Raw genomic sequence first — 21,020 nt, 5'->3', positions numbered from 1 at the left:
GGTGGTTTGGCACAGCATCGAGCGTTAAAGCTCCAGTCACCGGGCTCGTTGGATTTCATCCAGGAGCCATTCCCTGAACGCGCGAATCTTGCGGGAATTCTCCCGTTCCTCCGGATAGACAAGCCAAAGGCTGGTTCCGTTGCGGGCGATGACATTGAAAAGCTGCACCAAACGTCCGGCCTTGATCTCCGGCGCGAAGAAGGCTGGCGTAAGCAGTGCAACACCTTGTCCGGCGAGCGCGGCCTGACTGACCACTATCTGGGTGTTGAAAAAGACCGCCGAGGAGATTTTTGGCTCGGAATCCGCAAATCCTGCCGCCTTGAACCAAGCTCGCCACCAGTCATCATCTCTTAGCAACGGCAGCGTAAGGAGATCAGAAGGTGCCGATATGTTGCCAGCCCCTGCCAAGAAATCTGGGCTGCAGAATGGAGCGAACTCCTCGGCCATTAGCTCATGGGATATCAGACCTGGCCAGCGACCGTTACCCGCGCGAATACCGACATCGAACGGCTCGCGCGCAAAATCGACCACGCGGCTCATAACTTCCAGTCTCAATTCAAGATCGCGATGGGCGGTCTGGAACGCCCCGAGGCGCGGTGCCAGCCAATTGGTCGCGAAGGTATGGATCGCGGTAATCGAGAGCACATTCTCGGATGTCCGTGGTATGGACACGCGAAAAGCATGTATGGGCCTGGCTATGTTCTTTAGCCTTTGAGGTCCAATATCCACGTATGGCAGAGGCAGCTTTCGTTCGACATGTTCATAGACACTGCTGGACAGGCAGACTCCGCCTGGTTCTGCCACTCCCTCCAGACGCACGGCGATGTTGACACCGTCTCCGAAGAGATTGCCGCCATCGGACAGGACGTCACCGAGATTGATGCCGATGCGAAACTTCATTTGGTTGTTCTCGGGAAGATCAAGAGAGCGCTCAGCCAGATCGTTCTGAATATCGACCGCAGCCCGCACTGCCTCGACCGCACTGGCGAATTCCGCCAGCACGCTGTCGCCTGCCCCTGCGAATATCCGACCGCGATGTTTGGAGACTAGCTCAGCGATAACAGCCTGGCAGATGCAGAAAGCGGCGTGAGTCCGTTCCTCATCAACCTCCATTAGGCGGCTGTAGCCGACAACATCGGCAGCGAGGATGACGGTTAGGTGGCGCTCCATAGCGGGAATGAGGATACCGAACTACGAGGCGTAATGCCATTGCCCCGGCAATTCGCCAACGGCATAGATTTCACCTCCAACGCGATTGACGTGCTATTGTGCTGCGTGCGTCTACCGTCGACGTAGCGTTGAACCGTGGCGGCGACGGCCTCGAAATCATCGGCGGAGATGGTCTTGATGTTTTGCGCCACGACTGGCTCCCTTTTCTGCGCCACGGCTGGCGGCAGGACAGCCCCGTTGGCCGAGATAGACGATTGTCCGTGGCTGTCGTAAACTGATTGATGACGGCAACGGTCCCTTCGGGAGCGAGCGAATGCCTATCTTCATGGACCGGCACGATCTTGCGGGCGCCTCCGCTGCGGATGTCGCCGAAGCGCACCTTAAAGATCTCAGCATACAGGATCAGTATGGCGTCAAGTTCCTGACCTACTGGTTCGACCACCGGCGAGGAACGACCTTCTGTCTTATAGATGCACCGGACGCCGAAACCGCGCAGTGCGTACACCGCGAGGCTCACGGGTTCGTGGCCGGCGAAGTCGTGGAGGTAGCGCTATCGGCTGTCGAGGCTTTTCTGGGCCGAATACAGGACCCGGAGGCTGCGGGGCTGTCCGCGAAGGAAATGGATGCCGGTCACCGGGCGATCCTTTTCACCGACATCGTTGGATCAACCGAAATGACATCACGGCTTGGCGATCGCATGGCAACTGAACTCGTGCGAGCTCATGACGCCCTCGTTCGTGGTTGCCTGAGCCAAACGGACGGCCGCGAGGTCAAGCACACCGGGGACGGAATCATGGCTGCGTTCCCCTCGACGGCATTTGCAGTCGATTGTGCGAGGGAGATCCAACGCGAGTTTCAGCGCTACAACGCGGGCAATGGCGAGCCCATTCACATTCGCATCGGGCTGGACTGCGGCGAACCTGTCGAGGACAGCAATGACCTTTTTGGCACCACGGTCCAGCTGGCAGCGAGGCTTTGCGCGGCCGCGCGAAGCGACCAGATCCTGATATCTGAAAACATATTCCGAGAATATGACAACGCGGCCGTCTTCACCCATGGCATGCGCCATCACCTGAAGGGATTTGCAAAGCCTGTCCTGGCGTATCAGTGCGAATGGCTGAATGCGTGAAGCGGATAGCTTGAAGCCCTGGAACGGCGTCTTCTGGCCCGCAAAGCAGCTGAGGCGCCGACCGGCGCCGGGCCTCATCCCTGACGGATAAGCAGCGGGCTTACTTGCTGATCGTGATAATCCCAAAACTCCTTTTCGAATCGATCGACGATGCCCGATCTACTCTGCGCTGAAGCACGAATGGCCAGAAAGCCGGCATCGATAAAGATCGAAAAGGGGCGAACGGTCACGCCTCTTCCGACGAATTCGCTGGCCGACGTCGGATCGATGATCGCGATGCCGGCACCCTCGGCCACTAGCGCAAGGGCGGTGTGGGACAGCTTCGTTTCCAGCGTCGACAGCTTGGGAATTCCGGCAAGTGCCACTTCCACACGCATGGCGAAAATCGTACCGGGCTCAAGGCTGATCATTCGCTGTCCCTTGAGATCGTCCGGACAGATCACTTGCCTTGCACACAATGCATGACCATCGGGAATGGCGACGACCCCGGGCAAGGGGCGGGTCTCGATGGTAAAGCCGGGTCGATCGAGCGGGCCATCGGCATAGCCTATGTCGGCCTGGCCCGCAGCAACCGCTTCGATGACCATCGACGATGGAAGGCCGCTTAGCGAGGCGTGAAGGCTCGGCTTGTCGCGCAGGAAGCGCGCGAGGAACCGCGGCAGGAAACCATTGCCAAGCGCCGGCATCGCCGCAATGCGCAGGGTCCCGGCCGACTGCCTTGCTATCTCTTCGGCGACGGCCGCGATCCGGTTCAGCCCGACGAAGGCCCGTTCGACTTCCTTCCACAGCGTGACGGCTTCCTGAGTGGGATTGATCTGATTGCCGCGGCGATCAAAGAGCCGAAGCTTCGTTATGTATTCAAGATCGCGGATCAACCGGCTGACAGCCGGTTGAGTGATCGACATGAGCTCTGCCGCCGTCGTCATCTGGCCAGTGAGCATGACGGCCCTGAAAGCCTCGACCTGCCTGAGATTCACATCGGCCTCCATAACATTTGCTTATTCTCATGCCGACTTTTCGAATTTGACGTCATGGATCCCCCATGCAAATTTCGTTGTCAAGCGAGGGCACTCCATTGGCTGGCTGAGGACTTTAGACAGGGTCTGGCTGGCGGCGGCACCTTCTCATCACAATCGAAAACCTCAAGAACCGGCGCTCCATCGGGCGCCGAAACGATGACGCATGCAAACATGCGCAGGGAACCGAAAGGCTGAATTGGTGGGTTACTTGCAGCTCATGGGCTTTAGCCCGGAAGGGTGGGGATACGATATGCTGGCCGCGACCGGCATGACGGTCTCGGTCGCAATCAGCGGCTTTCTTGCCGGCGGCATCCTGGGGTGCCTCGGCGCGGCGGCGACGTTCTCGCGGTTCGCCGCGCTGCGTTTCGTCGCTGCGTCCTATACGACCGTGCTTCGCGGCATTCCCGACCTGCTCGTCATCTACCTCTTCTATTTCGGTTCGAGCTCGGTCATCTCAACGGTAGCGGCGATGTTCGGCGCCCAGGGTTTCGTGGGCGCACCGGCCTTTCTGACCGGAACACTTGCGATTGGCGTCGTTTCCGGCGCCTACCAGACGCAAGTGCTGCGAGGAGCGGTTCTGGCCCTTTCCAAGGGCGAGATCGAGGCAGGCCGGGCCTATGGCATGCCGCCATTCCTGCTTTTTCGTCGCATCATCCTGCCACAGGCCGCCCGTTTCGCGATACCCGGTATCGGCAATGTCTGGCAGCTGGTGCTGAAGGAATCCGCGCTGATTTCGGTGATCGGGCTGGTTGAACTGATGCGTCAGGCCCAGATCGGCGCCGGATCCACCCGCCAGCCGTTCAGCTTCTACCTGACGGCGGCAGCGCTCTATCTGACGATCACCTTTGTCTCCGGCCGCGGGTTCCGTATCGCGGAACAGCGTGCAATGCGCGGTGTGAGGAAAGCTGTGTGATGGCGCTCGACCTTCCTTTCCTCGCGGACACTTTCCTGGCGCTTCTGACAGGCATCCCACTGGCGCTTCAGCTCGCCGCAACGTCCATCATCGCCGGCGGCATCCTTGCCTTCGGCCTCGCACTGATGCGGGTATCCGGGAGATGGTGGCTCGATGGCCCGGCCCAGATCTACATCTTCATCTTCCGCGGAACCCCACTCCTCGTGCAGATCTACATCATCTATTACGGCCTCAGCCAATTCGAGATGCTTCGGCACAGCTTCGCGTGGCCGTTCTTGCGGGAGGCCTATTGGTGCGCCGTCATCGCGCTTGCGCTCAACACCGCAGCCTATAGCGCGGAAATCATCCGCGGTGGCCTGATCTCGGTTCCTGCCGGCCAGGTGGAGGCGGCGCGCGCCTGCGGAATGTCGAACACGACGCTGTTCCGGCGCATCGTGCTTCCGCTCGCCCTGCGGCAGATGCTGCCCGCCTATAGCAACGAAATCATCCTGATGACGAAGTCGACGGCACTCGCCTCGACGATCACGCTGATGGAGATCACCGGCATCGCCGCCAAGCTCATCTCGGCAAGCTATCGCCCCGTCGAGGTCTTCATCTGCGCCGGCGCCATCTATCTCACCATCAACTTCATCGTCGCACGGCTGTTCGCTGGCCTGGAGTACGTCTCGACGCCGGAGCGACGGACCCCGTCCGCGATGGGTTGCGCCTCCGAAACACGGAAGGAATGTCATGTCTGACCATGGAAGTGTACCGGCAGTCGAACTATCGGGAATCCGTAAACGCTACGGCCCGCTGGAAGTTCTGCACGGCATCTCGCTCACTGCCAACGAGGGTGACGTGATCTCCATTCTCGGATCGTCGGGATCGGGAAAGTCGACCCTGCTTCGCTGCATCAACATGCTCGAAGTTCCCAACGCCGGATCGGTCGCGATCCATGGTGAAACCATCCGGCTCCATCAAAGACAAGGCGCCACGCCACGCCCGCACGACAGCCAGCAGGTCAACCGTTTGCGGGCCAAGGCCGCGATGGTGTTCCAGTCCTTCAACCTTTGGTCCCATCTGACCATTCTCGAAAACCTGATCGAGGCCCCGGTGCACGTGCAAAAGCGGGACCGCAAGCAATGTCTGGCGGAGGCGGAGGCCCTGCTTGAGCGTGTCGGCATTGCCGACAAACGCCACCATTATCCCGCCCACCTCTCCGGCGGCCAGCAGCAGCGCGCGGCCATTGCCCGTGCATTGGCGATGCGTCCGAGCGTCATGCTGTTCGACGAGCCGACATCAGCGCTCGACCCCGAACTGGTCGGCGAAGTGCTGAAGGTCATGCGCGACCTGGCGGCGGAGGGGCGCACCATGCTGATCGTCACACATGAGATGGCGTTTGCCCGCGACGTGTCGACCCGCACGGTCTTTATCCATCAGGGCGTCATCGAAGAAGACGGCCCGCCATCTGAGGTTTTTTCCAACCCGCGTTCCGAACGGTTCCGGCAGTTCATTTCACGGGAGGAAAGAGCCGCCGGCTAGAGCATTTCAGGAAAGGCGGCGGCAATGCCCGAGCGGATCTGCCGTCGACAGAAATACCAACCAGAAAACAGATAAGAGGTGAACTGATGAAAGTGCATACGATCCTGACAACTCTCCTTGTTGCGCTTGGCGGAACTGCCGCGGCCCAGGACAAGGTGCTGACGATCGCAACCGAGGGCGCCTATGCACCGTGGAACTTTTCCGGGCCCAACGGCACGCTCGACGGCTTCGAGATTGATCTCGCCAAGGTGCTTTGCGAGCGCATGAAGGTGAAGTGCGAGATCGTCGCCCAGAATTGGGACGGCATCATCCCGTCGCTGACGGCGAGGAAATACGACGCGATCATGGCCGGCATGAGCATCACGCCCAAGCGTGAGGAAGTGATCGCCTTTTCAACCCCCTATGCCGCGGGCATCAACGCGTTCGCCGTCGCCGCCGACAGCCCGCTTGCCGAAATGCCGGGCACGGGCGAGAGCTACTCGCTGGATAGCCAGGCGGACGAGGCCAAGGCTCATATCGACGAAATCGCTAAACTGCTCGACGGCAAGGCCGTGGGCGTACAGGGGTCGACGACGGCATCGGCATTCATGGAGAGCTATTTCAAGGATGCGGCCGACATCAAGGAATACAAGTCGACGGAAGAGCACAACTTCGACCTGGTGAACGGCCGGGTCGATGCCGTGCTCGCCAACGCGACGGTTCTTACGGAGTCGCTGGCAAAGCCGGACATGCAAGGTGCGAAGATATCCGGCCCCCTCTTTTCCGGTGGCATCTTCGGCTTCATCGCCGTCGGGTTGCGCAAGGAAGACACCGCACTGAAGATGCAATTCGACCAAGCGATCGAGGGCGCGCTTGCTGACGGGACCGTGAAGGAGCTGTCGATGAAGTGGTTCAAGATCGACATCACCCCCCGGCTCTGACGGACCCGAACCGGGTGCGGCGGCCTTAGCCGCACCCAACTCGCTGACAATATCGAGAATACATCATGGCACTTCTGGACGAATGCGAGATGGCCGTCGTGGGCGGCGGCCTCGTCGGCGCAGCATTGGCCTGGGGCCTTGCGCGGTCCGGCACCCAAACCATGGTACTGGACGGTGAGGACCTGGATCTTAGAGCATCGCGCGCCAACTTTGCGCTGATCTGGGTGCAGGGCAAAGGTTTGGGCGCGCCGGATTATGCGCATTGGTCGAAGACTTCGGCCGAGCTCTGGCCCGAATTCGCGCAGACGCTTGCCGCCGATACCGGCATCGACGTGGCCTTGAGCCAGCGCGGTGGCTTTTCCTTCGCGCTGTCGGCTGAAGAACTCAGAGACTGGCGAATTGAGCTCGAAACCATCGCCGCGCAATCCATCGGAGAACCCGCCCCCTATGAAATACTCGAGCCGCAAGCCCTTCGTGCACGCCTTCCCCTGATCGGCCGGGATGTCGTCGGTGCGATCTATTCGCCGAGAGATGGCCATGTGAACTCGCTTCGGCTCTTTCGCACCCTTCATGCGGCCATGAAACATCGTGGCGTCGACTATCGCGCCTATCGGCGTGTGGACCACATCGAACCGATAGAGGGAGGTTTTCGCCTGACTGGCGAATGGGGTGCCGTGCGCGCGCGCCGCATCATCCTTGCCGCTGGTGTGGACAATGAGCGCCTCGCACCCATGGTCGGCCTTCGCGCGCCGCTCAAGCGCAGCAAAGGCCAGATTCTGGTGACCGAGAAATGCGCGCCGTTTTTCAGCTTTGCATCGACGACCATCCGCCAGGCCGACGAAGGTGGCGTGATGATCGGTGACAGCGAAGAGTGCACGAGCTCTGCCGTCACCACCAATCAGGACATCACCGCCGTGCTGGCAAGCCGCGCGATCCGTGTTTTCCCGACGCTAGCCGACGCCAACGTCGTCAGAAGCTGGACCGGATTTCGCGTCAAGACCCAAGACGGCTTGCCGATCTACGAACAGTCTTTGACCCATCCGGGTGCCTTCATCGCCATCTGCCATTCCGGCGTGACGCTTGCCGCCAATCATGCACTCGCCGTGGCCCCGCAAATCGCGGCGGGGACACTCTCAAGCGCCCTGTCTCCCTTTCATTCGCGGAGGTTCGATGCTCCTAAGAACGCGTGAAATCACCGACAAACTATCCTTCACCTTCGACGGCGAGACGCATTGGGCCGAGCGCGGCGACACGCTGGCACTCGCGCTCCTGGCAGCCGGCGTCGACGTCTTCCGCAAGAGCGCCGTCGGCGGCGTCCCGCGCGCGCCCTATTGCCTGATGGGCGTCTGCTTCGAGTGCCTGGTGACAGTCGACGGCGTGCAGAACCGGCAAAGCTGCCTGATTGAAGTGCGTGAAGGCATGGTCGTTGCCAGCCAACAGGGTGCACGCACTTTGACGGAAAGAGAGTGCAAATGAACGCACATACCGTCACCCATGCCGAGCAGTTGGCCGCGCGGTATGACCTCGTGGTCGTCGGTGCCGGCCCCGGGGGTCTCTCGGCCGCGATAGAAGCCTCGACCGCCGGGGCTGGCGTGCTCGTCGTTGACGAAAATCGCTGCCTCGGCGGGCAGATCTATCGCGCAATCACCCGCAACACGCCAGAGCGGCAGCCGTTCCTCGGCGAGGATTACTGGAAGGGCCGTTCGATCGCCGCAGCCTTCCTGGACGACATGGCGGTGGATTATGCACCATCGACCACCGTCTGGGATCTTGTGCCTGCCGATGGAGCCAGGCCCTGCGATAATGCCGTGGTGGGTCTGTCGATCGGCGGGACGACCCGCAGGATTGAGGCGCGCGCGGTCATCCTTGCAACCGGCGCCATGGAGCGGCCGATGCCGGTGTCGGGCTGGACGCTGCCTGGCGTCATGACCGCGGGTGCGGCGCAGATTGCACTCAAATCCATCGCGGGCATCCCGAAGGGCAGGACCGTTCTGGCCGGTTGCGGCCCGCTTCTCTATCTGCTCGCGGCGCAACTGCTTGATGCCGGCGCAGATATAACCGCTCTCGTCGACACCACCGACAAACGACAGCGGCTACCGGCGCTGCGCCATCTGCCGGACTTCCTGCGCTCACCCTATGTCGCAAAGGGACTGGCTCTTCTCATCAAGGTCCGCAGGCGCACACGGATTATCTCGAACGTCTCGCAGCTGTCGATCAACGGCACAGACAAAGCGCAAGGCGTGGCCTTTCGCGCCGGCGGTCGCCACCAAACGATTGCCGCCGACTGCGTGCTCCTGCACCAGGGGGTCATTCCGAACATCAACCTTGCAAGTGCGGCAGGTTGCGAAATCGAATGGAACGATCGACAGCGCGCCTTCCAGCCGCGGACGGATCGCCAGGGACGCACGACCACGACGGGGATTTTTGTCGCCGGCGATGGCGCCTTCATCGGCGGCGCCCAGCATGCTGCGGTCAGTGGACGGATCGCTGCACTTGCCGCCCTATGCGACCTCGGTCTGACCACACCCAGCAGCGTAGGTGAAAGGGCCGGTCGGCTGGAAGCGGAGCGCGAGACATATCTTCGCGGCAGAGACTTTCTCGATGTGCTTTATCGACCGGCGCAGCAATTTCGAGCACCGCAGGATGAAGCCACCATTGTCTGCCGCTGTGAAGAGGTGAGCGCCGGTGCGCTGCGCCAGGCAATTGCCCTTGGCCCACCAGGCCCAAACCAGCTCAAGACGTTCACGCGTTGCGGCATGGGGCCCTGTCAGGGGCGCCTCTGCGCCTCCACCGTCACGGAGATGATGGCGGCGGAACGAGGCGTCAGCCCAAGCGAGATCGGCACTTATCGCCTGCGCGCGCCGGTCAAGCCGCTTCGCCTTAGCGAACTCGCGGCCCTTCCCCAAACCCGAGATGCGGTGATCGCCGTGACCGGCCGCGTCCCCGACGAACCGAGCACGTTACAAACAGAGAAAGGCAATGCCCCATGACCAAACGCCACCTCCCCACCCCGATCATGCATCGCGTAGTCGAGCACAATGGCATTGTGTTCGTCGGTGGCACGACCTGCGACGACGAAAGCCTCGACATGGCGGGACAGACTGAGGAGATCCTTGCGAAGATCGAGAGCTATCTGGCGCAAGCCGGGTCGGACAAGACAAAGCTGCTGTCGGCAACGATCTTCATCACCGACATGAACCTCAAGCCTGAGATGGACGCAGTCTGGAAGAAATGGCTGGCACCGGAGACCTTTCCGGTACGCGCAACCGTCGGCGTTGCTGATCTCGGCGGCGACACCAAGATCGAGGTCGTGGTGACGGCACATCGGTAATTGATCCGACCATCTTCACACTCCGGGGTCCGTCAAACCGATAAGGCGGACCCGACGCAATGATGGCAAGCATCGCCACGTGCCGGGTGGAAAGAACCGTTTCAACAAGAACAAAATCCGCTGCCCCCACCCCGCTCGCTTCGCGCTTTGTCAAAGCCGACGCGCAAGCGTAAGCACTATGTCTCTGGCTTGAACACGGATATCGAGTACGGCCGTTCCCGGAAACGACCGACCCGTCAGTTGCCCGACGGCTAGAAGCCCTTCCTTGGCAACGCCGTCCGCGCCGATCACACGCGACTTCTCGTCAACGGCGATGCCCCCCGAGATCATCCGGCACAAGCAAACTGCTCAAGACTTGAGGCGCACGTCAGCAGTGTCTCCCTAATAACGATTGAGACCGATATCCATCTGGGTCGCCCTGCGATGGATTTCCGCCATGACCGGCTCGAAAATCTTGTTGCGGCGTTCGAGGTCGGCATGTTCGGCAAGGTAAGCCGGCACCAGTTCGGCAATCTCATTGAAGACGGATTGTTCGTCGATCGTGGTCAGACGCCCATCCTGCACCACGATCCGGCCAGCGACCATCACGGTCTCGATCGAGGAGCCGTTTTCCGAGTAAACCAGATGCTTTGCGACATCGTTGAGGGGCGTGAAGGGATAGCTGCTGAGATCAAGGATCAGGAGATCTGCCGCCTTGCCGATCTCGATCGAGCCGGTCACCTGTTCCAGCAAGGCCGTCCTCGCGCCGCCGATGGTCGCCATGGCGAGAATCTCGTCCGCTGCCACCCACCTCTCATAGTCGGGCCCGGCGGCGCTGTGGACGAGGCCGGCGACGCGCATGACATCGAAAATGCGCGCTGTATCGTTCGAAGAGACGCCGTCGGTACCAAGGCCGATCGACACACCGGCATCGAGCAGGCGGCGGATCGGCGCAATGCCGGCGCCGAGCTTCAGGTTCGAGACGGCATTGTGGGCGACCGAGACTCCGGCCTCGCCCATCAGCCGCATGTCCTCGTCGCTCACCCAGACCGAATGCGCGATCGTCGTGTTGCGTTTTAAAAGACCGAGATCGTGCATGTAGGCGATCAGGGATTTACCATGCAGCATGTGGCCGGTCACGGCTTGGGTCTTGGTTTCGAGAATATGCGTGTGGAACGGAACGTGCTTTTCGACCGCAAGATCCATGCACGCCGCCATGAGATCCGGCGAACAACGCTGCGGCGCGGAGGGGGCGATCATGAAATGCAGCCGGCCCGATTTGCCGTGCAGGCTGGCGAAGGCCGACCTGCAATAATCCATGTAGCCATCGGCAGTTATCGGCGGGCCAAAATCGAGAAGGGCCTGCAACTCGGGCGGCATCACCTCGCGCGCAAACGGCAGAGCATCGAGTGTGTGGACGTTCATCACGGCACTCGAGACATTGGCGCGAATGCCGGCATCGTCATAGGCGCGAAAGACCGTCGCAAGCCGATCGAGATCGTGCCGGGGCGGATCAAAGAAATCGTCGCAGAAGCTGGTGACGCCGTTGCGCAGCGATTCCATGGCCAGGAGCAGGCTGCGCAGATAAAGCAACCGCTCGCCGATCGGGTCGTTCATGAGCAGCGGATAGGCATAGAGCAGCCAGATTTCGAGCGGCATGCCCTCGTAGCGGCCCCGAAGGAAGGTCTCGCTGGAATGGGTGTGGGCATTCACAAGCCCGGGCATCACCAGCTTGCCCCGTCCCTCAATGATATGCGCGCCGGAGCCGGCCGAGAGGCCGTCACCGATGGCCTTGATGGTCTCGCCCTCAATCAGGACGTCGCCGGCAAATGGCGCTGCGCCGTGGCTGCCATCCATCGCCACGATTGTCGCGTTGCGGATCAGGATTTCACTCATGGCAGGTTTTCCAGTGAATTCAGGAGAAGATCATAATAGGCGACGGGGTCGCCGTCCGTGACATAGAAGACATTCTTCGGCCGGTCGGTGATCTGCCACCAGTCGGCGACCGTCATGCCAGATGTCAGCGTGCCGTTAAGTTCGACGGAGACGTTGATCTGCCGCCCCGAAAACATCTCCGGCGCCAGCATGAAGGCCGGCACGCATGGCCCGTGCAGAGGCGCACCTTCCCAGCCGTATTTCCCGAGGTCGAAGGTTTCGGAAAACTCCAGCATTTCGGCGGTCGCCACGCTGCAACGGTTTCCAAGTGCCCGCATGGCGCTCAGACGCTTCGGTGTCGAGCGCATCCTGTGCGTCACGTCGAGCGGCAGGAGCGTGGTCCTGATGCCGGCCCTCAGCACGATGTCAGCGGCCTCGGGATCGACATAGCAGTTGAATTCCGCCGTCGGCGTGATGTTGCCGACCTCGAAATAGGCGCCGAGCATCGCGATGACCTCGTGGATCTTGCCAGCAATGTCGGGCGCCTTGCGCAAGGCCATGGCGAGATTGGTCACCGGCGACAGCGAGCATATCGTGATCTCGCCGGGATGGGCGCGGACGGTATCAATAATGAAATCGACGCCGTGCTTTTCCTGCGGCCCGATCTTCGGCTGTGGCAAATCCGGGCCGTCAAGACCGGTCGGGCCATGCACGTGTTCGGCCATAACAAGCGGACGGATGATCGGATGCGGGCAACCGGCGAAGACGGGAATATCCGGCCGGCCGGCCAGTTCCATCAGCTTCAGGCAGTTGGCGATCGTGTGATCGAGGTTGATGTTACCGGCCGTGGCGACCAGCCCGAGAACGTCGAAGGCCCGTCGCTGGCCGAGGATCATCAGGATGGCAGCCGCCTGGTCCTGACCAGGATCGGTGAGGATGATAAGCTTGCGTGTCATGCCGTCACCTTGCCGGGAGCGCCGCCATCGAGCCACGCGTAAAGCTCCCAGGTCTCGCCGTCAGGCCCGTGGAAATAGAGGCACCGGGCGTTCCACGGGTAGTCGGCCGGAGGATTTATGAAGGTCACGCCGTCTTTTGCGAGATCCACATAAAGGACATCGATATCCGCGGGACTGTCGAGCCGTACCGCCACGAGCACCGCCGATGCCGATCCCTTGGGCACGTGTACATCGGCATGTTTCTCGATATGCGACCGCTCCCAAAGCGCCAGCGTCAGGCCGGCGCCGGTGAAATCGGCAAAGCCGGGTGCGCGGTGCTTCAGTTCGAAGCCGAGCTTCTGCGTATAGAAGCGGATCGACGCCTCGAGGTCGGTGACCAGGATGCAGACATCCTGGATCGGATGGCGTTGCGCGAACGTCATGGTGCCTCCCTATTGATCCCTAAGCTCGGCGAAGGAACTGGCGGCCTTCGCACCGCCCCGCAGCTTGCCGGAGAGCCAGACGCCGAAGACGGTCGCGAGATAGGGCAACGCCTGCAAGAGGTCGTGCGGGATCTTGTCGCCGAACATGAGCTGCGCCCGGATTCCGAGCGCGCCGACGACGGCGAAGAAGAGCGCAGCGAAGGTGGCCCCCACCGGATGGGAAGCGCCGAAGATGACCGCGGCGAACGCCATAAATCCGCGACCCGCCGTCATGCCCTGGGCGAAGAATTGCAGGCTGCCGGCGGCAAGTTCGGCCCCACCGATCGCGCATAGCGCCCCGCCAATCGCCAACGCCACGAGGCGCATGCGCGAGGGGTTGGCCCCGACGCTGCGGGCAGCGAAGGGATGCTCGCCACAGGCGGCGAGCCGGAGACCGAAGCGCGTGCGACGCAGCAGCACCCACATGCCGAAGACCACGAACGGCATGGCGGCGACCGCGATCGACAGCACGCCATAGGCTCCGAAGGTGGGCCCGAGCTTCGGAATGCCGAACGGTGCGGTCACGCTCGCCTGGCTTCCGAAGATCGACTGAACGGCGAGCGCCGTGCCACCGACGCCAAGGCCCGTCAGGCCGAGGCCGGCGATGATCGGATTGGCCTTGAGCCTGTCGATGACGAACCAGAGGAGGACGGAGGCGAGCACGCAGATGAGGATGGCGATGAGCATGGCAGCGAGGATGGAATTGGTCAGGATGATGCCGACGATCGTGGCGCAGGCACCGATGATCATCAGGCCCTCGAGACCGAGGTTCCACACCCCTGCCCGCTGCGCAATGACGCCGGCGAGGGTGACATAGATCAGCGGCGTACCGGAACGCAGGATGGCGATGATGATCTCGTTCATGATGGGCGCCCTCCGAGACGCAGCACCTTGTCGACGAACTTCGACCTTGCCGTGATGAACAGCGCGATCGCCGCATTGATGATGTCGATCGCGGCGGCCGGCAGCCCGGCCATGATCGGCAGATAAAGCGCCGCCGAGGCAAGGCCGCCGAAGAACACCGCCGCCGCCGCAGTGCCGACCACGGAGAGATTGGCGACAAGCGCGATCAGGATCGCCGTGAAGCCGTGGGCAGGCAGGAACCCGGATGCGATGCGGCCGTTCGGCCCCATGAACTCGATGGTTCCGGCGAGACCCGCCAGTGCGCCCGAGATGATGAAGCTCGAAAGACCCAGTTTCCACAGCCGCGCGCCCTGCCACTCCACCATCGTGCCGTTGCGGCCGGCGAGGCTCGCAAGAACCCCGAAGGCCGTGCGGTTGACCAGGAGCCACATCAAAATGCCGACGCCTGCCGCGATGGCGATGATGGTTGGGGACAGGCCGAGCGAGTCCGAGATGCGGTAGGCCGCGTCGAGCGGGCGACTTGATGCCTGCTGACCGGACCCCGAAGGATCCTTGAGTGGTCCCGAAGTGACATAGACCAGAAGCAGGCCGGCCATGAAGTTGCCCATCAGCGTGGTGATCACCTCGTCAGTACCAGACCGTAATCTCAGGAGCCCCGGCCAGAGCGCCCAGAGGGCGCCGCCCAGCATGCCGGCGATGATGAGCGTCGGGATAACGAGGAAAGCCGGCCCGCCCTTGAACGCCTCGGCGGCGAACGCGGCGCAGATCGCCCCGACATAGAACTGGCCCTGGGCGCCGATGTTGAAGAAACCCGCCCGGAAGGAAATCCCGACGCCTACGGCCGTGACGAACAGTGGCAGCGCCCATCTGAGGCTCTGTTCGATCGCACCGCTGCGCAGGAAGGCGCCATCGACTACCGCCCAGAGCATGGGCCCCGCGTTGTAGCCGGCAAACTGGAACACCAGAGAGCACAGGATGAGCGCGAAGGCCACGAAGATCAGGCTGCGGGCAACCGTGATGGAACTGTCTTTCATGCGCTTACCCTCGCAGCCGCATCGGTCATGGCTGCGCCCACCGACGCGATGTCGAAGGGCGCGCGGAATTCGCCGTTCACACGCCCCGACAGCATCACCACCACACGGTCGGAGATGTCGAACAGCTCGTCGAGATCAGATGAAATCAAAAGGATGGCGGCACCGCGATCGCGCGCCTGCCGGAGCGCCTGCCACACGAAGGCGGTGGCACCGATGTCGAGACCACGCGTCGGCTGAGCCGCGATGATCAGCCTGGCATCGCGATCGACCTCGCGCGCAAGGATCACCTTCTGGGCATTGCCACCCGACAAGGACCCCGCCTTCTGCGCTGAATTGTGGTAGTGGACACTCCATTCCCTAAGCGACCGGTCGCAGGCTTCGCGCACCGCAGAGGGGCGGATCACCTTGAGCAGGCTTCCCTGCAGCAACTCCCTTGCGCTCCAGTTCTGCCAGAGCGAACTCGTGAGGCTGAGGCCTTCGACGTTGCGCTCGAAGGGAATGATCCTAAGACCAATCGCGCGACGGGCGGCGAGCGGTTTGCCGGTCACGTCATGGCCTGCAAGCACGATCGATCCGCCGGCAAGATCGGCAAGGGCGGAAATCGCTCGCACCAGTGTCTTCTGTCCGTTACCCTCCACGCCGGCTATGCCGACGATTTCGCCTGGGCGAATGTCCAGATCGATGCCATCGAGCGCGATGCCCTCACTGTCCGGCCGTGTCGAGACGGTCTTCATGGACAGCACGCTCGGACCTCTAGCGTTCTCCGGATGACCTGCGCCCTCGCCTGCGGGCGATTTCGACCCGACCAGCGCGTCACGCTCATGCCGGTCGAGCGTCTTGGCAATCGCATCACCGACGATCAGGTTGGCGAGCCTCTCGGCCGAAACCTCGGCGATCGGAAGCGGTCCCTCGACCTTTCGGCCGCCGCGCAACACCGTTACCGTGTCGGCGACGCCGAGCACCTCACGGATCTTGTGCAGGATGAGGATGACGGTAACGCCGCGCTCCTTGAGACGACGGACGCGAGCAAACAGCATGTCTATGCCGGAAGGTGAGAGCACGGCGGTCGGCTCATCGAGAATGAGCACGCGCGCATCCATGACAAGCGCCCTTGCGATCTCGATGCCCTGCTGGGTCTCGATCGGCAGATCGCGGATCCGCCTGTTCAGATCAACTTGGACATCGAGGTCGGCGAGATGCGTCCGCCATTTTTCCTCGAGCCCCTTGCGGCTGTAGATTCCGCCTTTGCCAGTGGCGCCGAACTCCATGGTCTCGGCAACGGTAAAGGACGGCGGCAGGGCAAAGCTCTGATGAACCAGCTCAACGCCCGCAGCCCGGCTCTGGCTGACCTGGCCGGTGCGGATTTCCTGGCCCATCACGTCGACCGCGCCGGCGGTCGGCTGAACAAGTCCCGCAGCGACGCGGGCGAAAGTTGTCTTGCCGGCGCCGTTCTGGCCCACGACCGCGTGGATCTGGCCGGGAACAAACGAAACGGCAACGTCCGACAGTGCAGTCACGTCTCCGAATTTCACGGTGACATCCCGGCACTCCAGCGCAGGCTTCGGAAGGTTGGACATCAAAAGGTTCCCATCGAGAGCGAAGGCTCACGGACCGTCAACAGGAAGGAAGACGATCCGCGAGCGTCCGGCGGCCCTCCCCGAAGGCAAAGGCCGATGCCGGTTTTTCGTCAAGGCTCCGGTGCCGACCCTGCGGCCGGCGCCGGAGGCTCAGAGTGTGGTGTTGAATGGAACCTTGATGGAGCCATCAAGAATACCGGCACGCGCCTTTTCGACCTCGACAAGCGCTTCCTTCGCCCTGGCATTCAGCTCAGCCGACCCCTGTTCCGCGAAGACCGGCGAGGGAATGAAGTCGATGACGCCGGTGCCAAGGCCCGTATGCTCGTGCGTGCCGCCCTTCCATTCAGGACCGACGGCCTTCGTTGCCTCGTTGTAGAGCGAGACGCCGAAATCGAGGCCGACGATGGAGATAAGCGACTTCGGACCGAGTGCGTACTGTCCCGGAGCAAGGCAGCTCACCATGCGGCCTTCCTTTTCGTTGGCTGCGGCGATAATGCCGCCGTCGGTGGCCGCCGCGTCCGTCTGAATGTAGTCGATGCCGTCATTGTACATCTGGGTAGCGATTTCCTGGCCCTTTGCAGGATCCTGGAACGAGCCGGCAAAAGCGGCGATGACGCTGGCGTCCGGCTTGATCGAGTGGACGCCGGCTTTGAACGCGTTGAAATCGGCGTTGAGCGGCGGGATCGAAACACCTCCGATGAAGCCTGTCTTGCCCGTCGTTGTCATCTTGGCCGCAAAGACGCCAGAGAGATAGCAGCCGAGATAGTAGTCGTAAGACACCGTGACTACGTTCGGGATCGCCGGCTCGAAGGGGTCGGCGAACAGCTGGATCCATTTGGTACCGGGATAGGACGGCGCCAGCGCCTTGAAGGGCTCGGCCACTTCGTTGAAGGTGGAGATGATGATCGCAGCACCTGCGTCGCCGAGCGTGCGGTAGATGGTCTCGTAGGTCGCGGGGTCCTGCGCGTAGACGGCGCGGTATTCAAAACCCTTCTCTTCCGACAGCTGCTTGAGCTTGGCGATCATCTGATCGACCGGGCCGTTGTCGCCGGCGGCCTGCGTGTGGACCAGTGCGACCAGCCCGCCGGACGCCATGGCAAATTCGGGCACGATGCTGGCGGCAAGACCGAGCGCTGCGGCGCCCGCGCTCGCCTGCAGGAATGTGCGACGGTGCATTATGTGTTGTGAAGCCTTGTCAGTCATGATTGTTCCCTCTTTTGTTGATTGTCTTGTGTCATGCGCATTCCGACACGCGCGGACAATGCCGACGAGTGCCTGGTCGTCTCAAAGCGGCGGCGAATAGGATGCAGGGTTCATGATCATCACCTCCTGCTTCTGGATCGCATCGAGCGCCCAGACCTCGGAGATGAATTTTTGCCAATCCGGATCGGCGTACATGGCCGACCGGCGCGCCTCGCGATCCGCAAGGCTGTCGTAGGCCCACATCAGAACGGTGGTGTGAAGCGTACCGAGTTCCGAAACGTAGAGGCCGACGAACGTGTTGAGATGGCGTTTCTGCACCGGGAGGCCGTCGGCCTCGTATTTCTTCATCCACTTGTCGACCGTGCCTGGTTTGAACGTATAGGTGCGGTGTTCGAGGATCATCGGATCACTCCCTTAGCTGTTCAGGATCAATTCGGCGCATTTCTCGCCGATCATGATGGCGGGCGCGTTGGTGTTGCCGCTCGAGATGATCGGCATGATCGAGGCGTCGGCGACACGCAGACCCCCGATGCCGTGCACCTTGAGCTGCGCATCCACCACCGCCATCGGATCGTTGCCCATCTTGGCGGTGCCAACAGGATGGAACGTCGTCATGGCCGTTGCGCGCAGCCAGCGGGTCAGCCCGGCATCGTCGAGCGCTTCCGGCCCGGGCGCCAGTTCCTTGCCGCGAAAGCGGTCGAATGCCTTCTGGCCGACGATGTCGCGCGTCAGCCGGATGCCGTCAATCATCGTGCGGATGTCAAAATCGGACTGGAGGTAGTTCGCCTGAATCTTCGGCTTGTCGGTCGGGTTCGCCGACCGCAGCGTAATTTCGCCGCGGCTCGCCGGATTGACGGGTCCGACGCGGATTGTGAAGCCGTGATCGGCCTCCACCGCCCGCTTCTTGGCGAAGGGATTGGGGAAATGCAGGTTGGCGGTCTTTTCCAGCGCTGGCATGAAATGCAGCTGGATATCGGGCGAGACGAGGCCCTCGTTCGAGCGAATGAAGGCACCCGCCTCGTAGGGAAACGTCGTCGTAACGCCCTCGCCAAACAGCATTCCTTGTGCGACGGCGGGAATGAGCTTGTCGGCGCGCAGGTCGCCGAACAGCGTCACCGGCTCGCGGCATTCCCAGCTCATGACGCAGTCGACGTGGTCCTGGAGGTTCTTGCCGACACCGGGAAGATCGAGCGTCGGCTTGATGCCGAGCGCACTCAGTTCGTCTGCCGGCCCGATGCCGGAAAGCAGCAGCGCCTTGGGCGAATTGACCACGCCTGCCGACAGGATGACTTCGCGCCCGGCACGCGCGATGCCCGGCCTGCCATCCTTCAAATATCCGACGCCGCATGCTCGGCCACCCTCGATGAGGACACGCGTCGTTTCGGCGCCCGTCAGCACGGTAAGGTTCTTTCGTCCGAGCGCCGGGCGCAGAAATGCCCAGGATGTGGACCAGCGCTTGCCCTTGCGAATGGTGAAATCGTAGCGGCCGAACCCTTCCTGGGTGGCGCCGTTGAAGTCGTCATTCTCTGGATAGCCGGCCTGCAGGCCCGCCTCGCAGAACACGTCCATCAGCGGATTGTGGCCACGGGCACGGCAGACGGTGAGTTCGCCGTCCGTGCTGTGAAACGCGTCATCGCGCTCGATGTGCGTCTCAGAGCGCCGGAAAGCCGGCAGCACGTCTTCATAGGACCAGCCGGGTGAACCGAGCTGCGCCCAGCGATCATAGTCGTGGCGATTGCCGCGCACGTAGATCATGCCGTTGATGGTCGAGGTCCCGCCGAGAACCTTGCCGCGCGGCCAATAGAGGGAGCGGCCGTTGAGATAGGGCTCCGGTTCCGTGTGATAGTGCCAGTTGTAGATGCCCGAATGGAAGAGCTTGCCCATCAGCATCGGTAAACGAAAAAGCGGATTGCGGTCCTTGCCACCAGCCTCGATCAAAAGCACGTGGTTGGCCGGGTTCTTCGACAGGCGGTTCGCAAGAACGCAACCGGCCGAACCCGCGCCAACGATGATAAAGTCATATTCCGGGGTAGACGCCATGGTTCACCATGCGATGGGACGGCCGCCCATCGCCTCCAGATAGAGATTGCAGAGAAGGAAGGGATTCTCCCGGCCAAGCACCTTGTCGGCGAAAGCGGGATGCTCTCGCTCGATGCAGGCGACATTGCCGGTGCGGCCCTCGCGAATGCCGGTTTGGGCGAAGATATCGGCCGCAGCCGCACCGAAACCGAGAAAGACGATCGGCTCGCCCCGCGCCAGAAGCATTTCGACCACACGCAGCATCAAGGGCCGCCAGAACGGAAGATGTCCGCGCGACTGATGCGGATCGATATCGACGCGAAAGCGGGAAAGCGTCAGGGATGCGTTGAGCAGCAGCACGCCCTCGCCCACCCAGCGGTCGGCGATTGCGTCTGGCGCCTCGAACGCGCCGGCAGGGTCGCACAACAGGCGCCGCACATCGGGCCAGCGACCGAAGTCTTCGCTAAGGCTCTCGTCACCGAGCCGCGCGGCCGCGATGAGCTGCATATAGGCGCGGATGCTCTTCGAGAACATCTTGTCCAGCTCGACCCACGCGGCAAGATTGCCGGCCTCGAAGGCTCGGCCCGTTGCGAAACCTGGCTCCGGATAGGGATCCTGACCGAGGATCATGCAGCGCACGCCGTCGGGAGCGATCCCATCGAAGGCCGCAAGAGCATGCGCACCCTTCGGCTGCCCGGGAAAGGTCTTGCCGCGACGCGCGGGAAAAATCGGCTCCCAGGATTCGAAATCGAGACCGGCATCGACCCGATCGAAATCATCGCCGATGGGTCCGAGCGCATCCTGCCAGACATCAGGCAGATCGGCCTCCCAGCCGGCCAGCGTTTCCGCCATCGCCTCCCTCAGTCGTCCCGACATCACACCGCCCCTCCAACCTGCTGAACGAGAGACTAGACAAAAGCTGACCAAAGTGTCAACTTTCATGAACGCAAAAAATGACTATGTCGTCAGGTTTTTTTGACCAGATCGTCAACTTTTTTTTGCAAAGGGCGATGCGCTTGCATTTTGCCGGAAAACTCGGAAATTGCGGA

General features: G+C 62.0%; 21 protein-coding genes. 9 read left to right on the top strand and 12 right to left on the bottom strand.

Translation table 11 applies throughout. The features are described from left to right. Window positions 1-36 precede the first annotated feature (36 nt). A complete protein-coding gene (locus tag ASD03_RS23075) occupies window positions 37-1,113 on the bottom strand; it encodes a LysR substrate-binding domain-containing protein (protein WP_244494696.1) in 1,077 nt (358 codons plus the stop codon). 370 nt (window positions 1,114-1,483) lie between these two features. On the opposite strand from ASD03_RS23075, the gene ASD03_RS23070 reads away from it, so the two are divergent. Beyond that, a complete protein-coding gene (locus ASD03_RS23070; protein WP_057206949.1) occupies window positions 1,484-2,299 on the top strand; it encodes a nickel-binding protein in 816 nt (271 codons plus the stop codon). Between the two features lie 74 nt (window positions 2,300-2,373). On the opposite strand, the gene ASD03_RS23065 is transcribed toward ASD03_RS23070, so the two are convergent. Beyond that, on the bottom strand, window positions 2,374-3,276 hold the full coding sequence (locus ASD03_RS23065; protein WP_057217193.1) for a LysR substrate-binding domain-containing protein: 903 nt from the start codon (window positions 3,274-3,276) through the stop codon (window positions 2,374-2,376). A gap of 259 nt (window positions 3,277-3,535) precedes the next feature. Here ASD03_RS23065 and ASD03_RS23060 point away from each other — a divergent pair, with 259 nt between their 5' ends. The 8 genes from ASD03_RS23060 (at window position 3,536) to ASD03_RS23025 (ending at window position 10,003) form a co-directional block, all read left to right on the top strand. Further along, complete coding sequence (locus ASD03_RS23060) at window positions 3,536-4,231, top strand: ABC transporter permease subunit (protein ID WP_057216688.1); 696 nt, start codon at window positions 3,536-3,538, stop codon at window positions 4,229-4,231. Continuing rightward, a complete protein-coding gene (locus ASD03_RS23055) occupies window positions 4,231-4,968 on the top strand; it encodes an ABC transporter permease (RefSeq protein WP_057216685.1) in 738 nt (245 codons plus the stop codon). The genes ASD03_RS23060 and ASD03_RS23055 overlap by 1 nt, the downstream gene beginning before the upstream one ends. After that, window positions 4,961-5,752: an ATP-binding cassette domain-containing protein gene (locus ASD03_RS23050; protein ID WP_057216682.1), complete on the top strand. Its 792-nt coding sequence runs from the start codon at window positions 4,961-4,963 to the stop codon at window positions 5,750-5,752. Before ASD03_RS23055 ends, ASD03_RS23050 begins: the two co-directional genes overlap by 8 nt. Before the next feature lie 86 nt (window positions 5,753-5,838). Then, window positions 5,839-6,672, top strand: coding sequence for a lysine/arginine/ornithine ABC transporter substrate-binding protein (locus tag ASD03_RS23045; protein WP_057216680.1), 834 nt, complete (start codon window positions 5,839-5,841; stop codon window positions 6,670-6,672). Window positions 6,673-6,737: 65 nt separating this feature from the next. Beyond that, window positions 6,738-7,862, top strand: a complete 1,125-nt coding sequence (locus tag ASD03_RS23040; protein WP_057216676.1) for an FAD-dependent oxidoreductase — start codon at window positions 6,738-6,740, stop codon at window positions 7,860-7,862. Further along, on the top strand, window positions 7,843-8,148 hold the full coding sequence (locus ASD03_RS23035; RefSeq protein ID WP_057206937.1) for a (2Fe-2S)-binding protein: 306 nt from the start codon (window positions 7,843-7,845) through the stop codon (window positions 8,146-8,148). The genes ASD03_RS23040 and ASD03_RS23035 overlap by 20 nt, the downstream gene beginning before the upstream one ends. After that, on the top strand, window positions 8,145-9,662 hold the full coding sequence (locus tag ASD03_RS23030; protein ID WP_057216672.1) for an NAD(P)/FAD-dependent oxidoreductase: 1,518 nt from the start codon (window positions 8,145-8,147) through the stop codon (window positions 9,660-9,662). Before ASD03_RS23035 ends, ASD03_RS23030 begins: the two co-directional genes overlap by 4 nt. Continuing rightward, complete coding sequence (locus ASD03_RS23025; protein ID WP_057216669.1) at window positions 9,659-10,003, top strand: RidA family protein; 345 nt, start codon at window positions 9,659-9,661, stop codon at window positions 10,001-10,003. Before ASD03_RS23030 ends, ASD03_RS23025 begins: the two co-directional genes overlap by 4 nt. Window positions 10,004-10,384: 381 nt before the next feature. On the opposite strand, the gene ASD03_RS23015 is transcribed toward ASD03_RS23025, so the two are convergent. The 10 genes from ASD03_RS23015 to ASD03_RS22970 form a co-directional block, all read right to left on the bottom strand. Continuing rightward, on the bottom strand, window positions 10,385-11,878 hold the full coding sequence (locus ASD03_RS23015; protein ID WP_057216663.1) for an amidohydrolase: 1,494 nt from the start codon (window positions 11,876-11,878) through the stop codon (window positions 10,385-10,387). Beyond that, complete coding sequence (locus tag ASD03_RS23010; RefSeq protein ID WP_057216660.1) at window positions 11,875-12,813, bottom strand: nucleoside hydrolase; 939 nt, start codon at window positions 12,811-12,813, stop codon at window positions 11,875-11,877. The genes ASD03_RS23015 and ASD03_RS23010 overlap by 4 nt, the downstream gene beginning before the upstream one ends. Next, on the bottom strand, window positions 12,810-13,235 hold the full coding sequence (locus tag ASD03_RS23005) for a VOC family protein (protein ID WP_057216657.1): 426 nt from the start codon (window positions 13,233-13,235) through the stop codon (window positions 12,810-12,812). Before ASD03_RS23005 ends, ASD03_RS23010 begins: the two co-directional genes overlap by 4 nt. Window positions 13,236-13,244: 9 nt before the next feature. Beyond that, window positions 13,245-14,138 (bottom strand): ABC transporter permease, encoded by an 894-nt coding sequence (locus ASD03_RS23000; RefSeq protein ID WP_025430490.1) that lies wholly within the window; start codon window positions 14,136-14,138, stop codon window positions 13,245-13,247. Beyond that, the gene (locus ASD03_RS22995; protein ID WP_057216654.1) at window positions 14,135-15,172 is read right to left on the bottom strand and encodes an ABC transporter permease; all 1,038 of its coding nucleotides are present in this window, start codon (window positions 15,170-15,172) and stop codon (window positions 14,135-14,137) included. Before ASD03_RS22995 ends, ASD03_RS23000 begins: the two co-directional genes overlap by 4 nt. Beyond that, window positions 15,169-16,749 carry an ATP-binding cassette domain-containing protein gene (locus ASD03_RS22990; RefSeq protein WP_057216651.1) on the bottom strand — a complete coding sequence of 527 codons (1,581 nt, stop codon included), beginning with the start codon at window positions 16,747-16,749 and terminating at the stop codon, window positions 15,169-15,171. Before ASD03_RS22990 ends, ASD03_RS22995 begins: the two co-directional genes overlap by 4 nt. 150 nt (window positions 16,750-16,899) lie before the next feature. Continuing rightward, window positions 16,900-17,925 carry a BMP family ABC transporter substrate-binding protein gene (locus tag ASD03_RS22985; RefSeq protein WP_057216648.1) on the bottom strand — a complete coding sequence of 342 codons (1,026 nt, stop codon included), beginning with the start codon at window positions 17,923-17,925 and terminating at the stop codon, window positions 16,900-16,902. Window positions 17,926-18,033: 108 nt separating this feature from the next. Continuing rightward, window positions 18,034-18,354 carry an NIPSNAP family protein gene (locus ASD03_RS22980; RefSeq protein WP_057216645.1) on the bottom strand — a complete coding sequence of 107 codons (321 nt, stop codon included), beginning with the start codon at window positions 18,352-18,354 and terminating at the stop codon, window positions 18,034-18,036. A 12-nt stretch (window positions 18,355-18,366) separates the two neighbouring features. Beyond that, entirely contained in the window at window positions 18,367-19,992 is a 1,626-nt protein-coding gene (locus ASD03_RS22975) for a choline dehydrogenase (protein ID WP_057216642.1), read from the bottom strand. A 3-nt stretch (window positions 19,993-19,995) separates the two neighbouring features. Further along, the gene (locus ASD03_RS22970) at window positions 19,996-20,823 is read right to left on the bottom strand and encodes a uracil-DNA glycosylase (RefSeq protein ID WP_057216638.1); all 828 of its coding nucleotides are present in this window, start codon (window positions 20,821-20,823) and stop codon (window positions 19,996-19,998) included. Window positions 20,824-21,020: the final 197 nt, after the last annotated feature.

The organism is Ensifer sp. Root127 (genome assembly GCF_001425225.1).
Taxonomy (GTDB): domain Bacteria; phylum Pseudomonadota; class Alphaproteobacteria; order Rhizobiales; family Rhizobiaceae; genus Ensifer; species Ensifer canadensis.
Note: the sequence above shows the minus strand (reverse complement) of the source record. Positions and strands in the feature narration are given on the sequence as shown.

Bases quoted from the DNA above. Each gene is read 5' to 3' on its own strand.
- ASD03_RS23075 (WP_244494696.1), bottom strand. From the start codon at position 1,113: ATGGAGGTTGATGAGGAACGGACTCACGCCGCTTTCTGCATCTGCCAG.
- ASD03_RS23070 (WP_057206949.1), top strand. From the start codon at position 1,484: ATGCCTATCTTCATGGACCGGCACGATCTTGCGGGCGCCTCCGCTGCG.
- ASD03_RS23060 (WP_057216688.1), top strand. From the start codon at position 3,536: ATGGGCTTTAGCCCGGAAGGGTGGGGATACGATATGCTGGCCGCGACC.
- ASD03_RS23055 (WP_057216685.1), top strand. From the start codon at position 4,231: ATGGCGCTCGACCTTCCTTTCCTCGCGGACACTTTCCTGGCGCTTCTG.
- ASD03_RS23050 (WP_057216682.1), top strand. From the start codon at position 4,961: ATGTCTGACCATGGAAGTGTACCGGCAGTCGAACTATCGGGAATCCGT.
- ASD03_RS23045 (WP_057216680.1), top strand. From the start codon at position 5,839: ATGAAAGTGCATACGATCCTGACAACTCTCCTTGTTGCGCTTGGCGGA.
- ASD03_RS23040 (WP_057216676.1), top strand. From the start codon at position 6,738: ATGGCACTTCTGGACGAATGCGAGATGGCCGTCGTGGGCGGCGGCCTC.
- ASD03_RS23035 (WP_057206937.1), top strand. From the start codon at position 7,843: ATGCTCCTAAGAACGCGTGAAATCACCGACAAACTATCCTTCACCTTC.
- ASD03_RS23030 (WP_057216672.1), top strand. From the start codon at position 8,145: ATGAACGCACATACCGTCACCCATGCCGAGCAGTTGGCCGCGCGGTAT.
- ASD03_RS23025 (WP_057216669.1), top strand. From the start codon at position 9,659: ATGACCAAACGCCACCTCCCCACCCCGATCATGCATCGCGTAGTCGAG.
- ASD03_RS23015 (WP_057216663.1), bottom strand. From the start codon at position 11,878: ATGAGTGAAATCCTGATCCGCAACGCGACAATCGTGGCGATGGATGGC.
- ASD03_RS23010 (WP_057216660.1), bottom strand. From the start codon at position 12,813: ATGACACGCAAGCTTATCATCCTCACCGATCCTGGTCAGGACCAGGCG.
- ASD03_RS23005 (WP_057216657.1), bottom strand. From the start codon at position 13,235: ATGACGTTCGCGCAACGCCATCCGATCCAGGATGTCTGCATCCTGGTC.
- ASD03_RS23000 (WP_025430490.1), bottom strand. From the start codon at position 14,138: ATGAACGAGATCATCATCGCCATCCTGCGTTCCGGTACGCCGCTGATC.
- ASD03_RS22995 (WP_057216654.1), bottom strand. From the start codon at position 15,172: ATGAAAGACAGTTCCATCACGGTTGCCCGCAGCCTGATCTTCGTGGCC.
- ASD03_RS22990 (WP_057216651.1), bottom strand. From the start codon at position 16,749: ATGTCCAACCTTCCGAAGCCTGCGCTGGAGTGCCGGGATGTCACCGTG.
- ASD03_RS22985 (WP_057216648.1), bottom strand. From the start codon at position 17,925: ATGCACCGTCGCACATTCCTGCAGGCGAGCGCGGGCGCCGCAGCGCTC.
- ASD03_RS22980 (WP_057216645.1), bottom strand. From the start codon at position 18,354: ATGATCCTCGAACACCGCACCTATACGTTCAAACCAGGCACGGTCGAC.
- ASD03_RS22975 (WP_057216642.1), bottom strand. From the start codon at position 19,992: ATGGCGTCTACCCCGGAATATGACTTTATCATCGTTGGCGCGGGTTCG.
- ASD03_RS22970 (WP_057216638.1), bottom strand. From the start codon at position 20,823: ATGGCGGAAACGCTGGCCGGCTGGGAGGCCGATCTGCCTGATGTCTGG.